Annotated in this window: 13 protein-coding genes; 7 read left to right on the top strand and 6 right to left on the bottom strand. The window is 43.5% G+C overall.

Features of this window, described 5'->3' with window-relative positions; all coding sequences use genetic code 11:
- Window positions 1–7: 7 nt before the first annotated feature.
- The 6 genes from BCU75_RS04995 to BCU75_RS05020 form a co-directional block, all read right to left on the bottom strand.
- The gene (locus tag BCU75_RS04995; protein ID WP_076673553.1) at window positions 8–559 is read right to left on the bottom strand and encodes a F0F1 ATP synthase subunit delta; all 552 of its coding nucleotides are present in this window, start codon (window positions 557–559) and stop codon (window positions 8–10) included.
- Between the two features lie 11 nt (window positions 560–570).
- Entirely contained in the window at window positions 571–1,041 is a 471-nt protein-coding gene (locus BCU75_RS05000; protein WP_004730401.1) for a F0F1 ATP synthase subunit B, read from the bottom strand.
- Window positions 1,042–1,095: 54 nt separating this feature from the next.
- Entirely contained in the window at window positions 1,096–1,332 is a 237-nt protein-coding gene (gene atpE / locus BCU75_RS05005; protein WP_004730405.1) for a F0F1 ATP synthase subunit C, read from the bottom strand.
- 46 nt (window positions 1,333–1,378) lie between these two features.
- Window positions 1,379–2,149, bottom strand: coding sequence for a F0F1 ATP synthase subunit A (atpB, locus tag BCU75_RS05010; RefSeq protein ID WP_076657335.1), 771 nt, complete (start codon window positions 2,147–2,149; stop codon window positions 1,379–1,381).
- 1 nt (window position 2,150) lies between these two features.
- Window positions 2,151–2,552 carry a hypothetical protein gene (locus BCU75_RS05015; protein WP_102473104.1) on the bottom strand — a complete coding sequence of 134 codons (402 nt, stop codon included), beginning with the start codon at window positions 2,550–2,552 and terminating at the stop codon, window positions 2,151–2,153.
- Window positions 2,553–3,414: 862 nt separating this feature from the next.
- Window positions 3,415–4,296, bottom strand: coding sequence for a LysR family transcriptional regulator (locus BCU75_RS05020; RefSeq protein ID WP_017074007.1), 882 nt, complete (start codon window positions 4,294–4,296; stop codon window positions 3,415–3,417).
- Window positions 4,297–4,453: 157 nt separating this feature from the next.
- Here BCU75_RS05020 and BCU75_RS05025 point away from each other — a divergent pair, with 157 nt between their 5' ends.
- The 7 genes from BCU75_RS05025 (at window position 4,454) to BCU75_RS05055 (ending at window position 14,071) form a co-directional block, all read left to right on the top strand.
- Window positions 4,454–4,852 carry a RidA family protein gene (locus tag BCU75_RS05025; RefSeq protein ID WP_004730412.1) on the top strand — a complete coding sequence of 133 codons (399 nt, stop codon included), beginning with the start codon at window positions 4,454–4,456 and terminating at the stop codon, window positions 4,850–4,852.
- 189 nt (window positions 4,853–5,041) lie between these two features.
- A complete protein-coding gene (locus tag BCU75_RS05030; protein WP_198593395.1) occupies window positions 5,042–6,502 on the top strand; it encodes an aldehyde dehydrogenase family protein in 1,461 nt (486 codons plus the stop codon).
- 210 nt (window positions 6,503–6,712) lie between these two features.
- Window positions 6,713–7,708 carry a membrane dipeptidase gene (locus BCU75_RS05035; RefSeq protein WP_004730415.1) on the top strand — a complete coding sequence of 332 codons (996 nt, stop codon included), beginning with the start codon at window positions 6,713–6,715 and terminating at the stop codon, window positions 7,706–7,708.
- Between the two features lie 249 nt (window positions 7,709–7,957).
- Window positions 7,958–9,565, top strand: a complete 1,608-nt coding sequence (locus tag BCU75_RS05040) for a BCCT family transporter (protein WP_102473106.1) — start codon at window positions 7,958–7,960, stop codon at window positions 9,563–9,565.
- Window positions 9,566–9,855: 290 nt separating this feature from the next.
- Window positions 9,856–11,658, top strand: coding sequence for a hypothetical protein (locus tag BCU75_RS05045; protein ID WP_102473107.1), 1,803 nt, complete (start codon window positions 9,856–9,858; stop codon window positions 11,656–11,658).
- Entirely contained in the window at window positions 11,655–12,392 is a 738-nt protein-coding gene (locus BCU75_RS05050) for a DUF3726 domain-containing protein (protein WP_102466450.1), read from the top strand. Before BCU75_RS05045 ends, BCU75_RS05050 begins: the two co-directional genes overlap by 4 nt.
- A gap of 386 nt (window positions 12,393–12,778) precedes the next feature.
- Window positions 12,779–14,071 (top strand): alpha/beta fold hydrolase, encoded by a 1,293-nt coding sequence (locus BCU75_RS05055; RefSeq protein ID WP_102473108.1) that lies wholly within the window; start codon window positions 12,779–12,781, stop codon window positions 14,069–14,071.
- Window positions 14,072–14,252 lie beyond the last annotated feature (181 nt).

Here is a 14,252-nt window from a genome sequence, read left to right on the forward strand (position 1 = left end):
TTGTTACCTATCTCGCGTGAAGTTGATGAGCTAATCGGTTAATTGATGTGTTCAAAGAACCATCGATGACGGTTTCACCCGCCTTGATAACGATCCCGCCAACCAGCGAGTTATCAATAACCTGTTCCATTTCAACCTGACGCTCTAATTTCTTCTCAAGTGCAGCAGTGAGTGATGTAACTTGATCTTGTGTAAGCAATTCTGAACTGGTGACAGTGACAGGGATTACACGTTCATGTTCGTCCTTTAGGTCGCTGAACAAGTTAAACAAGTCTCTGATCACTGCAAGACGGCCATTCTCAGCCAAGACTTTAATGAGATTAATGACGTGGTCATCAACAAGTCCTTGGCAAACGTGAATGATGAGATTGACCAGTTCTTCAGATTGCTGTGTGTGAACACCTTCTGCTGATGAAATCTGCTTAGCGATCGTTTCTTCTTCCGCTACCGTTACAAGAATGGACAGCATTGAGTGCCACTCTTGTAACTTGTTTTCACCTAAAGCAAAGTCGAACGATGCTTTAGCGTAGGGATGAGCAATATTGGTGTAATCTGACATATTGCCTCCGTTTAGAGTTCGCTTATCATTTGATCAACTAACGCTCGGTTCGTTTCAGAATCTAGGTTTTTGCTAATCAATTTCTGTGCACTTTGAATAACAGCGTCTGCCATATCCGCCTGGAGTTCACGGCGTAACTTTTGACGTTCGCCTTCTAGCTCTGCTCTACCTTGTTCTAAGATGCGCGCTTTTTCTTGCTCACCTTCTTGGTGAGCTAAGGTGATGATCTCGTTGCGGCGTTTTTTGCCTTGCTCAATCAGTTCGGTCACATTTTTTTTCGCATCTGCGACGAGTTGTGCGCCATTTGATTTTGCTAGTTCTAGCTCTTTCGCTGCATTCTCTGAGTGGCGTAAACCATCAGCGATTTCTTTTTGGCGCTCGTCTAACATCGCGGTGAGAGGGGGCCATACATATTTCATGCATAGCCAAACAAAAATCACGAATGAGATTGCTTGACCAAACATGCTGGCATTTAAATTCATACCTTCCTCACTAAATCTTGATTATTTACAAATCGATCTTTTCAAAGCTTTTAATTAAGCAACGGCAAAGATGATGTATAGACCGATACCAACACCGATCATCGGTACAGCATCAACAAGGCCCATCATGATGAAGAATTGAGTACGAAGCATTGGAGTAAGGTCTGGTTGACGAGCAACACCTTCAAGATATTTACCTGCTAAGTTACCAATACCAGATGCTGCACCCGCTGCACCTAAACCGATCAGTAATGCACCCGCTACATATAAAACTGCGCTTACGATATCCATTTGTATCTCCGATAAATAATGTGTTAGTTAATTTTTTAATTATTAATTAGTGGTGTTCTTCTGTTGCCATTGCTAAATAAACAACGGTCAGTACCATAAATATAAATGCTTGTAAGAATACGATTAATATGTGGAATAAGGCCCATGGAACACTTAGTGCCCATTGCATCCACCAAGGCATTAGTGCGATAAGGATGAATATCATCTCGCCTGCATACATGTTTCCGAATAATCGTAAGCCTAGTGATATTGGCTTTGAAATTAATGTTATTAATTCAAGAACTAAGTTAACAGGATATAAAAGAGGGTTATCAAATGGCTGAGTAGTGAGCTCTTTGATAAAGCCTTTCAAACCTTTATTTTTAAACGTATAAGTTAACAGTAGAATAAACACACCAAGTGCCATCGACATAGGGATGTTTACGTCCGCTGTCGGTAGGTCCCTAAAGTGTCCTAAACCCATTACACGAGTTAACCCCGGTATTAAATCTATAGGTAATAGGTCAACTGCATTCATTAACAACACCCAAACAAAAGTGGTTAATGCCAGTGGCCCTATTAATTTATCCTCCGCTTGAAAAATCTCTTTGACTAGGTTGTTAACGAAATCAAAAATAAGCTCGATAAAGCATTGAAAACGACCTGGAACACCGCTAGTGCCGCGAGTTACCACATATCGAAACGCACCAATGAACAGTAAACCTGTAATCCAAGATATCAACATTGAGTCAATGTTGAACGCCCAGAAACCATCGCCTGTAGTTAAGAAGGTTAAGTGATGCTCTATGTATTCGTGAGCGGTAGTGACTTGATCCATACTACACGTACTCCGATCTTGTAGAGGCAGTAATAAATGGTGTTAAGAAGTACCCAATCATTGTGAAAATGTACGCGTATAATATTACTGGGTTGTCCAATTTAAAAAATTGGAATGCCAGGATAAACATTAAGAACGTATAAGTTATTTTCACGACACGACTCATTTGCATTAAGTCGCGTAAACTATAATTAGGATTCTTGCGCACCTTTAAGCTTGCATATATAAATCCAAACAGCGGTGGTAGCATCGCGATAACGATACCCAAAGCTGAAGACTCCATATCTACTTTATTACCTAAAAACACTTCATATAAAACTACACCGACGGCTAATACTATTTGGCAAAGAACAACTCTTTTAGCAGCAACAAGGATGTCGCTACTTATCCCATTAAGCCTCATAATAAAACCTTATATTTAACAGTGTAAGTAAATATAAAACACAGTTTGAATATGTTTTGTTACTAGCACTTACTTGTTAATAGCAATTTGACTTGTTAATAAACCTTTACTTGTTAACAAAGAAATAATCTTTCTGGCTTTATATCTCCTGCCGAAATTAAACGGTAAAAACTAATTCGCTATCGTTTCGACAAAATATAAATTACGCCTAAAATTATGTGATCTAAACGACAAATATCGACATCAATAATTCCATTTTTGAAAGAAGTGTTTTTCATTTATGAAAGTAATAGCTTGATTACTTCATTCATGAATATTTCAGATGCTTTATTTTTGACGATATGAAAGGTTTTTTTCTGAAAAATTGAAAGCAAAACGATCAACTTATTATGTTATCAATTGATAAGATTCAAACACTTAGAATTACTTCTAGAACTAATTTTAATTGTCATTCTGGGTGGGGTTAACTAAGTTTTAATCAATAGTGGGAGGCCTTATCTGTGTAACAAGTTAACGGTACGTCGACCTTTATATTAAATTAATTATTTTTAGTATTGTTGCCGAAAAGTCGTTATTTATGTGTTGGTAAAGAGCTAAAACGGCTAGTTTGCCGTTTAAGGCGAACACTAAAAGAGCAATCTAGCTCCCCAATCATCAGAGCAACAGCGCTGGAAATTGGGACTAGTGGTCAAAGGTTAGGGCGATTGGAAAGAATGGTACGAAAGGAAAGTGCCGAATTTAGATAAGGTAATAGGCAGTTAAGCACTGCCTAATCTCGCACTAGAGTTATTGCCTTACCAATAGTCATCATAAGTAAGCGAAGTCAATTACGTTTCCCTCTATTACTCTTTGTTTCCCTTAATTACTCTTTATAGCTTAGATATTGAATACATAAGTCATGAAAAGCTTGCGCTTGTGGCGAGATCGTACGGTCAGCCAATCTAAAAATACCGATCTGACGTTGTAAGGGCGGATCAATTAATGGAATCCACACCAAACGGGTTTCATTGGTTGGAAAAGCCAGCTTAGGAAGTGTGGTTACGCCTATCCCGAGCTCTAATACTGAAAACAGCGAAGTAATATTCTCTACTGAATACAAAGCTTGTTCGCTGAGCATTCGCGCAGGAGTTGGGTCAAGTAAGGTACAAGTCCCGTTGCGAATGAAGGGTTGTTTTAACAAAGTTTGCCATTCTATTCCCTCTCGTTGAGAGGCGATAGGGTTGTCTTTGAGGCAGACCACACCAATAGGATCGGAAAGTAAAGGCGTGAAGTCGATACTCTCTTCTTCTAAATGGGAGCTATTTCCGAGGGCAACATCTACCTCTCCAGACAATAATCTCGCTTCTACACCCGCCGCGTTATCATCAATCAAGCTGACTTCTACATTAGGATATTGCTCACAAAAAGCCCCTAAAACACTAGGGATTAATTTTGCGGCGACCGACGGCACGCTCGCTATTCGAACTCTTCCTTGTTGTCCTGCAGCGGCTGCGCGCAGGTCGTTGTCTAATGCCTTGTAAACATTCAGGAATTGAATGATTTTTGGCAGGCATATTTCACCGAAAGGTGTCAGGGTTGATTTGTTGCCTGTTTCAAACAGTGGCTGACCGAGTATTTTTTCTAACTCTTTTATTGAGGTAGAAAGTGCCGCTTGCGATCGATTTGCTCGGTGAGATGCCGCTCTAAATCCACCTTCTTCGACCACTAAAACGAAATGTTTTAACTGTTGTAGCTTAATACTCATGACACTGATCCTTCTCTAGCCCTTGCTATACCTTACTTTTTGAAAGGTGATAGATTTTATTTATCAAATGCACAAAATTTACCGTTAGATTTATCAGTCGTCAAGGTGCAGTATTTAACCATCTTGAAACATAGTTGTTACAAAGTTGGATGGAATCGTGAACGCACAAACTAAAAAACACCCAGTAAAAACCGAACTTTTCGCTTCAAAAGCACCACTAGAGTGGGCAATCGTTAATAACGGCACTCTATACACCGCACAGATTCCAATCGATGAGACTGGCGCAGTAGTTGAAGGCGGTATTGAAGCGCAAACGCGTCAGACTTTTAACAACCTTGTTCATACATTGGAGTGTGCAGGCGAATCTATGGATTCCGTACTGCAAGTTCTGATTTACGTGACAGACCGTGAATACCTAAAAACGGTAAATAGCGTATACGGAGAATACTTCAATGCACCTTATCCAAACCGTGCTGCGGTCGTCGTTGCAGGGTTAGCAAGAGAAGAAATGTTGGTTGAGTTCGTGGTTTACGCATCAGCCTCTCAACCTGAATAAAGATACTGTGAACTGAGGCAATTTGCGGATTAAAGCTATTTGTCTGTAAAGATCTTTATTGATACAAGCGTCTTGGTTCAGTTTTAGATACAAGATTTAAACGTTATTTATTATATAAATTAACGTTTTATTCATTAATCAGATGGTTGCCAGGCTCAAACGCAACCTAACCGTTACAAGGACAGAATGATGACTCAATTACAGAATGTTCAAGCAGAAAACGCACTTTACATTGGCGGCGAATGGCAAGCGGGTGTAAGCACCGTTGCGAACATTAACCCATCAGATATTTCTGAAAACATCGGTAACTTCGCACAAGCAAGTGCTGACCAAGTTCAACAAGCGATTTCAGCGGCGAAGCACGCTCAACCAGAGTGGGAAAAAACGCCGATTGAACGTAAGCAAGCAGTACTTCAAGCGATTGGTGATGAGCTGATTGCACGTTGTGATGAGCTGGGTAAGTTGCTTTCTCGTGAAGAAGGTAAGCCTTTTGCTGAAGGTCGTGGTGAAATTTACCGTGCAGGTCAGTTCTTCCAGTACTTTGCAGCTGAAGTGCTTCGTCAAATTGGTGACAACGCAGAATCAGTACGCCCAGGCGTTTCTGTAGAAGTGACTCGTGAAGCGGTGGGTGTTATCGGCATCATCTCTCCTTGGAACTTCCCGACAGCAACAGCAGCTTGGAAAATCGCTCCAGCGCTCGCTTTCGGTAACAGCGTTATCTGGAAACCAGCAAACCTAACACCAGCAAGTGCAGTTGCGCTAACTGAAATTATCCACCGTCAAGGCATGCCAGCAGGCACGTTCAACCTTGTTCTAGGTAGCGGTTCGAAAGTAGGTGATGCACTGATCAACTCTAAAGAAGTGAACGGTGTGAGCTTTACTGGTTCTGTTGATACGGGTCGTAAGGTTGCGGCTGCTACCGCGCCAAACTTCGTTCGTTGCCAACTAGAAATGGGCAGTAAGAACGCACTTGTGGTTGCTGATGATGCTGATATCCAAACAGCTGTTGATGCGACTATCGCAGGTTCGTTCTCTGGCGCAGGTCAAAAATGTACAGCATCTTCTCGTCTAGTGGTTATGGATGGCATTCATGACCAATACGTTGAAGCACTAATAAAACGCATGAGCGAACTGAAAGTGGGTCACGCACTAGAAGACGGCGTATTCATGGGTCCTGTTGTTGACGGCAACCAACTTGAAGCAAACCTAGGTTGGGTTGAGAAAGCACGTCAAAGCGGCGGTGAGCTCGCATTTGGTGGCGAACGCCTAAGCATGAAACACGAAGGCTTCTACATGTCTCCAACGCTGTTCTTGAATACTAAGAACGATTGGGAAGTGAACCAAGAAGAAGTGTTTGCACCAATGGCAAGCGTGATTCGTGTCGCTGACCTAGAAGAAGCTATCGCGACAACAAACGATACTCGCTTTGGTCTAACGGGCGGCATCATTACTCAAAGCCTACGTACTAGCGCAATGTTCAAGCAGCAAGCGCAAACAGGTTGTGTGATGGTGAACCTACCAACAGCAGGCACGGATTACCACGTACCGTTTGGTGGTCGTAAAGAGTCTAGCTTCGGTCCTCGTGAGCAAGGTCAGTACGCGAAAGAGTTCTACACAGTCGTGAAGACAGCTTACCAGCGTCCTTACTAATCAACTTTCTATATAAGAATTGGATAGCTGAGGATATTAAGCCCCAAGCTATCCAGCTATCGAATTGGCCTGATTCACAGAGTCAGGCCAACATCCCAACCAAAGCAGCAAACGAAATTAGACAAGTGATTTAACCCATTTTTGAAAACATGTTATTTGAGCGTGTTTTCAAAACCGAGCTAGAACACCGAGCTTTCAATAGGAGTGGTTATGTACCAGCAACGGATTGTTATAGATGGATTGCAATACTGCAATTGGAACAGAGAATATTTCCAAACACTAAAGGCGAGCGGCATTACAGCAGTTCACGCTACCGCGGTTTACCACGAGACAGCTCGTGAAACCTTATCTCGCTTTGCTGAGTGGAACCTAAGATTCGAGCAAAATGCAGACATTATCATGCCGATTCATTCAATGGCTGATGTTGAAACTGCAAAAGCGACAGGCAAAGTCGGCATTTTTCTAGGTGCTCAAAACTGTTCGCCAATCGATGATGAGATTGGTCTTATCGAAGTGATGCGTCAGCAGGGTCTTTTGATCATGCAGCTTACTTACAACAACCAAAGCTTACTGGCGACGGGTTGTTATGAGCAGAATGACACAGGCATCACGCGCTTTGGTAAACAGGCCATCGAAGAGATGAACCGAGTGGGCATGATCATCGATATGTCTCACAGTGCTGAGCGTTCAACACTTGAGGCGATTGACCTGTCTTCTCGTCCTATTTGTATCAGCCACGCGAACCCTACGTTTGCTCATGATGCATTACGAAACAAATCAAACGATGTGATTAAAGCCCTAACCGCACGCGGTGGCTTAATCGGATTCAGCTTATACCCATTCCACCTACCAAATGGCAGCCAATGTACGTTGGAAGATTTCTGCCAAATGGTTGCGACTACCGCTGACATGGTTGGCGTAGAACACCTAGGTATTGGTAGTGACCTATGCTTAAACCAACCTCAAGCCGTTCTTGAATGGATGAGAAATGGTCGTTGGTCTAAAGCAATGGACTATGGCGAAGGCTCTGCAAACAACTCAGGTTGGCCAGATGCGCTGCCTTGGTTCTGTGGTAGTGCGGGTATGGAAAATATTTATAACGGATTGATGCGCCATGGTTTCAGCGAGTCTGAAGCTGGGCAAGTCCTGGGAGAAAACTGGTTTAACTTCTTGAAAGATGGCCTAGAGCCTCAAAGCAAGGGTTAAGCGCTTTCTTACAAGCCATCATCGAATTAGCAGCCTTCTAATCAACGTTCATTTAATCGTGCTGCTTTAACCAATTTAACCAACTTAACCAATTTAACTATACAAAAGGAACAACGGTCTATTTCGCAACGCGGTAACCCAAACATGGATTAGCCTGCCCAACACAAAAAACAATAGGGCAGGTGTTAAATACACCTCTTGTGGTCATCATGAAAATGACAGCTGCAAAGAAACCTCTGGAGTCAGAGTATGTCTGATTTAACCAATAGCGTGAAATCTTCAAACGTAAATGCGGGTCAAGCACACACAGCAAGTAATAAAACAAGCAACACAAACCAGTCTGAATCTACTTCAGACAAACTAGGGCTAACCAATCCAGCACTATGGTACAGCGGCGGCTTTATTGCTTTGTTCGTAGCGCTTGCTTTGTTTGACGGAGAGCTCTTATCGACCATAGTTAACACTGGTTTTGCATGGTCTGTAAAAGTATTCGGCCCTTATTGGCAAATGCTTCTTCTTCTGACTTTTCTTATTGGTCTTGGCCTGGCGGCAGGGCGAACAGGCAAGGTTATCCTAGGCGGCATCGCTAAACCTGAAATGGATGGCTTCCGTTGGATGGCTATCATCTTCTGTACGCTACTTGCAGGTGGCGGTGTATTTTGGGCCGCAGCTGAGCCTATCGCACACTATGTGAGTCCTCCACCTTTGTATGGCGCACAAGAAAATGCACAACAAGGTGCGGTGAATGCGTTATCACAATCATTCATGCACTGGGGTTTCCTAGCATGGGCAATCGTGGGCAGCTTGACGTCTATCGTGGTTATGCACCTTCACTACGACAAAGGTTTGCCTCTTAAACCTCGTATTTTGCTTTACCCAGTTTTGGGTGAAAGAGCACTGAAAGGCCATACCGGCGCACTGATTGATGCATGTTGTATTGTCGCTGTAGCGGCGGGTACTATCGGTCCGATCGGCTTCTTGGGCTTGCAAGTTAGCTACGCTCTGAATGAACTGTTTGGTATTCCAGATGGCTTCACAACTCAGCTGATCATCATCTTGTTCGCTATCGTGCTTTACACATTGTCTGCGTTAAGTGGTCTTAACCGCGGGATGCAAATGTTAAGCCGTTACAACGTAATTTTAGCAATGGGATTGATGGTCTACATCCTGATCTTTGGCCCAACGAACTTCATCTTTAATGGATACATTCAAGGTGTAGGCAGCATGATTGATAACTTCATCCCAATGGCAACATACCGTGGTGACGAAGGTTGGTTGAGCTGGTGGACAGTGTTCTTCTGGGGTTGGTTCTTAGGTTATGGCCCAATGATGGCAATCTTCATCGCTCGTATTTCACGCGGTCGTAGTATTCGCCAATTGGTATCAACCATTAGCCTTATTGCACCATTTGTTACTTGTTTCTGGTTCACGATTGTTGGCGGTTCTGGTCTTGCGTTCGAAATTGCAGATCCAGGCAGTGTAAGTAAAGCGTTTGAAGGTTTTAACTTGCCGGGCGCTCTACTGGCGGTGACTCAACAACTACCAATGCCAATGCTTACCTCTATCTTGTTCTTGATTCTGACGACGATCTTTATCGTGACGACAGGTGACTCTATGACCTACACCATTAGTGTGGTTGTCAGTGGTGAGACAGAGCCAAATGCAATTATTCGTACTTTCTGGGGTGTAATGATGGGGGTAACAGCGTTAATTCTGATTTCCCTAGGTTCAGGCGGAATCTCTGCGCTGCAATCGTTCATCGTTATCACAGCAGTACCGGTGTCCATAATCTTACTACCATCGCTTTGGAATGCCCCTCAAATCGCAATCAAGATGGCGAAAGAGCAGGGTCTTTAAAGAACAGTTTTTTTAAAGAAAAGGGCTCTGTAAGACAAGATCTCTGTAAAAAAGAGACTGTAAGAAATTGATTAAATAAGAAACAAATCAGCCTTTGAAAGAAGGCTGATGCAAAAATTCCGAAAGGAACAGAAAACCCGCACTGGTGAAGATACACCGGGCGGCAAAGCATTTAGGTCAATCGATCTAGTCAGGACAAATAATAAGGGGTGAGCTCGCTTGCCCCAATAACACCGATAACGATTAAAACGTGAAAGCTAACCAACACACTGTAACAACGAATGCTTCGAATGATGGCAACGATCGGTTCTGAATGGCTAGCAAAATCCTATAACTATAAGGTGGTGAGCAAAATGGATGCACATCGTTCTACCTACACTGAATCAGCACTACGTGACGCGACTGTCGTCATGGCTCCGGAAAGGCTAGGTGCAATGCACCAAACACGTATCAGCTTCGTTAGAACTCTGATTCGTAAAATGGCGCAGCAAGAATGGAAAGTGACGAAACATGAGTGGCAATTAGACGCTCAAGGTTTTGGTTATGTTATCTATAAGCTTGCGACGCCAAACCATGTTTATCATTTGGTTGTTTTTTGCGATGAAATTGCAGACGACGAACGAAATGACCGCGTAATTGCTGAAAAGTGGGACGTAACGTTTGCGCTAGTTCTTGGTGATGTTGATGTCACGTTACTTGAAAGACTCCGCGCAAATGTACCGCTTCAAGAAGCTGGCCGTAATCCTAACAATGTGCTTGTTTTAGCACGTGCAAACAAAAGTGTACGTGTGTTTGAACATATCGTTAGTCACTTGGCTAAAGGTGTTCAACCAACACCCAAAGAACTGGCTGAAGTAGGTTACATCCTGCGAACCACTGCCGTTTATGGTAATGGCAAATTTGGCATCGCTGACTTTAAAATCTTAGAGAAAAATGAAGATTTCAATCAGTCGTTTAGCGCTCAAATGTGTGCGGTGTATATGCTGCGTGAGTTCAGCCTAGATTGGGTTCATTATCTAGCAGAGCAACAAGGCGGCGAACATGCGATTTCTTTGCATCGTGGATTACAACGTTACCTAGGCGTTGGTAATGCGACAGGTTTAGGGATGGCGCCATACCTGATCAACCACCCAAGTATTGTCGATCAGTGGATGACGACCCGTGAGCATGCACTCGCTGACGTGTTAGCGAGTCAGACTGATACGGCGTTGATCGAGCCACTACGTACATTAGTTAAAAAAGCGATTTGTCATTTAGAACAAGTCGTTACCATCAATGAAACACAGCAAGAGCTGAACAAAGCCGCTGTTGAAGATTTGAAAGAAACAGAGCAATCGCTAGAAACGTCTGTCAGCCAGTGTGATACATGGTCGCAGTTCGTTGAGCAATCTAAGCAAATGAGTATGGAAGCCCAAGAAATCCTTATCTCATGCTTGATGGAATTGTACCCAGAATTAGTGGACGCCCATCAAGAGCAAATGAATTGCAGCGAAACACTGTCGCTTCCAAGCGGCAAAAAGATTCAAGACCTTCTTGTTGTACTAGAAGAAAAGTACCGTTGGGCGATCACAACCGACTTTACTAAAGCAGAAAACAACTACTGGTTCTGGTATCGCTCTCAAGATAAAGAAGAACCAAGGCTCGGAGTTCGAGGCGAAGAGTTGGGTGAAGAGCGTGAACTGCCGCTGGATATTGGCCGTCAAGCTTATCGTTTGTACCATGCTTTATTGCAATTTGCGCCTGAGCTTTCATTGGCCGAATTCCTTGTTAAACAGCCGCAACACCGTGCAATTGCGCGCCGTGTGTGGACGCTAGGCAACAAAGCAATGGGCGACATTCAAATGAATGTGCTGCACCAAGATTCGCCACCAATGCACTTACTGCGTTGCAAGCTTGCGATGTTTGGCGCGACTAAGTTTGACCCTCGCTCAGATCGCTGGGTACGAGTGACGTTTTTCCAAGGAGCGCCACTGCTTGATGAGATTCATCAGGACGAATGGGTGTTCCCAGTCTTACCAAGTGAAGCGGAGCTCGCTGACTCACAAAAAGCTACTACACATATCAACGCTCAACATGGAGGTAAATCGTTATGATCGTTTCTCACAATGAACTGGTAGCGGCCGTCAATAAAGCCTTTTTAGGTATGCGTCGTACATGTGGTGAAGCTGATGTGATAGCGAACATGGTGGCAGATTTACAAATGGTGGGTTTGGATGGTGTTCGTCATTTTAATAATGCGAGCAACTTTATGGGGTTAGAAGACGATTGCCCTGTAGACATTCAAGTGCGCAGCGATAACACGGTTGAAGTTGACCTGCATAAGGCGAGTTTAGCGTGTCACCTTCCTGTGGTTATGGATTACGCCATTGAAAAAATGGTCGGTAAAAAGACGCTTAGAATTGAGTTAAATAACTGCCACAACCGTTGGTTGGCTTACAGCGAGCTTGTAAAGCTGGCTGCGAAAGGTATCGCGTGCATGGCACGTTGGGATAACGGTTCGAACCCAAAGAGCACTTTATATGTTCTTAATCGTGGTTGCGTTGCTCCAGAACTGTTTTTATCAGATTTGCCACTGACATCGGACGAACATATTCACAACATGACCATCGAACTTTCCGTCCAGGATTTCGATATCGAACGTTTGTCAGATGGCTACCAAACACACATTGAATCGGAAGCGCTTTTCAAAACTCAAGAGAAAGCATGGAACGATGGCATTGAGGTTGATGATGGGGAGTGGGCGGCACTGAAAGAGACCGCTACCGCAATCCTAGTTCAGAGCAGCGAACGCTCGACTCAAGGTGCCGGTGAACTGACGGCTTCGTAGTCGTTGGATTTAATAGGTTCATTAGAACTAACAGGTTCGATAGATTAACAGCAAGTAAGCCAGTTAGTTTATCAACACAGATAAAACCAAAGAGCTTAACGAATCCTCACCTCGTTAAGCTCTTTTTATTTGCCTCACGCTTTGGGTTTGCTTTACCTCATTCTTTTGATCTCTCGCTGGATCTACCTATTCTAAACTTACTGTTTTGACACACGTTGTTACCCGTTGAGAGGTAATTGAATAATTAAACGAAGCACCTTCACATTCATGTTAAACAAACGGTTTCATTTACAAGCTACTATGAGTATCTTGCTAATTGTAGGTGCCAAAGGGCGCCGTTTTTATTCGTACCGATGACTTTAGAATCAGATAAAAAGGAATGAAGCGTGCAAGCTAACTTTATTGATGGAACCACCCTGTATCGTCAGCACTCTTTTGAGTTGCCACTCGACTATCAAGCCAAAGATGGACAACAGATCCAAGTCTTCGCACGTGAACTGGTTGATCTCGCTAAAGATGCGCAAGAACTGCCGTGGTTGATCTACTTTCAGGGCGGCCCAGGCTTTCCATCTCCACGAGTGAGCGGTCAATCAGGTTGGCTAAAGCGTGCATTACAAAACTATCGTGTTCTGCTTCTGGACCAACGTGGTACGGGCAACAGCACGGTTATCAGCCATGAAACCTTGGCGCATCTGTCTCCAGAACAACAAGTCGAATACTTAACGCATTTCAGAGCCGACAATATCGTTCGTGATGCTGAAGCGATTCGTGAACAGTTTGGTATTAAGCAATGGTCGACGATTGGTCAAAGCTTTGGTGGATTCTGTACCCTAAGTTATTTGTCACTGTTCCCACAGAGCTTACAGCGTTGTTATGTGACGGGCGGCATTCCTTCTATTGAACGAGAAGCTGACGATGTTTATCGTGCGACTTACAAGCGTGTAGAAGACAAAAACAGAGCCTTCTTTGCTCAGTTCCCACAAGCACAAGCTATGTGTCGTGAGATCTCTGATTACCTGCTTAACAATGATGTGAGGCTGCCAAACGGTCAGGTGTTTACCGTTGAGCAATTCCAGCTGATAGGCATTAACCTTGGTGGCGGTGAAGCAAACCTTCCTATGTACTTCACGTTGGAGAGTGCGTTTGTTGAAGTGAACGGCAACAAGCAGTTGAGCTACAGCTTCCTAAATCAAATGCAGCAAGAGCAGGGTTACTTAACGAACCCAATCTACGCCATTTTGCATGAATCGATTTATTGCCAAGGCACTGCATCGAAATGGTCTGCACATCGCGTTCGCAATCAGTATCCACACTTTAACTACCAGTCGGGTAGCGAGTTCTGGTTTACCGGCGAAATGGTGTACCCGTGGATGTTCGATCAACTAGAAACGTTGAAGCCATTACGTGAAGCGGCGAATCTTCTGGCTGAGAAATCAGATTGGGGCAAGTTGTACAACGCAGAACAGCTAAGCAAGAATACCGTGCCAATGGCATGCGCAGTTTACGCTGATGACATGTACGTAGAACTGGATTACAGCCGTGAAACATTGGCGAATATACCAAACTCAAAAGCGTGGATTACCAACGAGTACGAACACAATGGTTTGAGAGTCGATGGCGAAAGAATTGTAGATAAGTTAATGACGATGGTTGAAGCGTTAGAGAACCTGCCAAAATAGTCGAATTGCTTATGTTAGAAGCTATCTACGTTAAAAGCTTATGTATGTCAGAAGCTATGTACGTTAGAGACGGGCTACGTTAGAAGTGACGTAAATTAGAAGTTACGTAAACTAGAAGCTATCTACGTTAGAAATAAGATACGCTAGAAACAAGAAAACGCTGCATCCGTGCAGCGTTTTT

It is taken from the genome of Vibrio splendidus (genome assembly GCF_002873455.1).
Taxonomy (GTDB): Bacteria; Pseudomonadota; Gammaproteobacteria; order Enterobacterales; family Vibrionaceae; genus Vibrio; species Vibrio splendidus_J.

Excerpts from the sequence above, each read along its gene's own strand:
- BCU75_RS04995 (WP_076673553.1), bottom strand. The coding sequence starts at position 559 with ATGTCAGATTACACCAATATTGCTCATCCCTACGCTAAAGCATCGTTC.
- BCU75_RS05000 (WP_004730401.1), bottom strand. The coding sequence starts at position 1,041 with ATGAATTTAAATGCCAGCATGTTTGGTCAAGCAATCTCATTCGTGATT.
- atpE (WP_004730405.1), bottom strand. The coding sequence starts at position 1,332 with ATGGATATCGTAAGCGCAGTTTTATATGTAGCGGGTGCATTACTGATC.
- atpB (WP_076657335.1), bottom strand. The coding sequence starts at position 2,149 with ATGGATCAAGTCACTACCGCTCACGAATACATAGAGCATCACTTAACC.
- BCU75_RS05015 (WP_102473104.1), bottom strand. The coding sequence starts at position 2,552 with ATGAGGCTTAATGGGATAAGTAGCGACATCCTTGTTGCTGCTAAAAGA.
- BCU75_RS05020 (WP_017074007.1), bottom strand. The coding sequence starts at position 4,296 with ATGAGTATTAAGCTACAACAGTTAAAACATTTCGTTTTAGTGGTCGAA.
- BCU75_RS05030 (WP_198593395.1), top strand. The coding sequence starts at position 5,042 with ATGACTCAATTACAGAATGTTCAAGCAGAAAACGCACTTTACATTGGC.
- BCU75_RS05035 (WP_004730415.1), top strand. The coding sequence starts at position 6,713 with ATGTACCAGCAACGGATTGTTATAGATGGATTGCAATACTGCAATTGG.
- BCU75_RS05040 (WP_102473106.1), top strand. The coding sequence starts at position 7,958 with ATGTCTGATTTAACCAATAGCGTGAAATCTTCAAACGTAAATGCGGGT.
- BCU75_RS05045 (WP_102473107.1), top strand. The coding sequence starts at position 9,856 with ATGATGGCAACGATCGGTTCTGAATGGCTAGCAAAATCCTATAACTAT.
- BCU75_RS05050 (WP_102466450.1), top strand. The coding sequence starts at position 11,655 with ATGATCGTTTCTCACAATGAACTGGTAGCGGCCGTCAATAAAGCCTTT.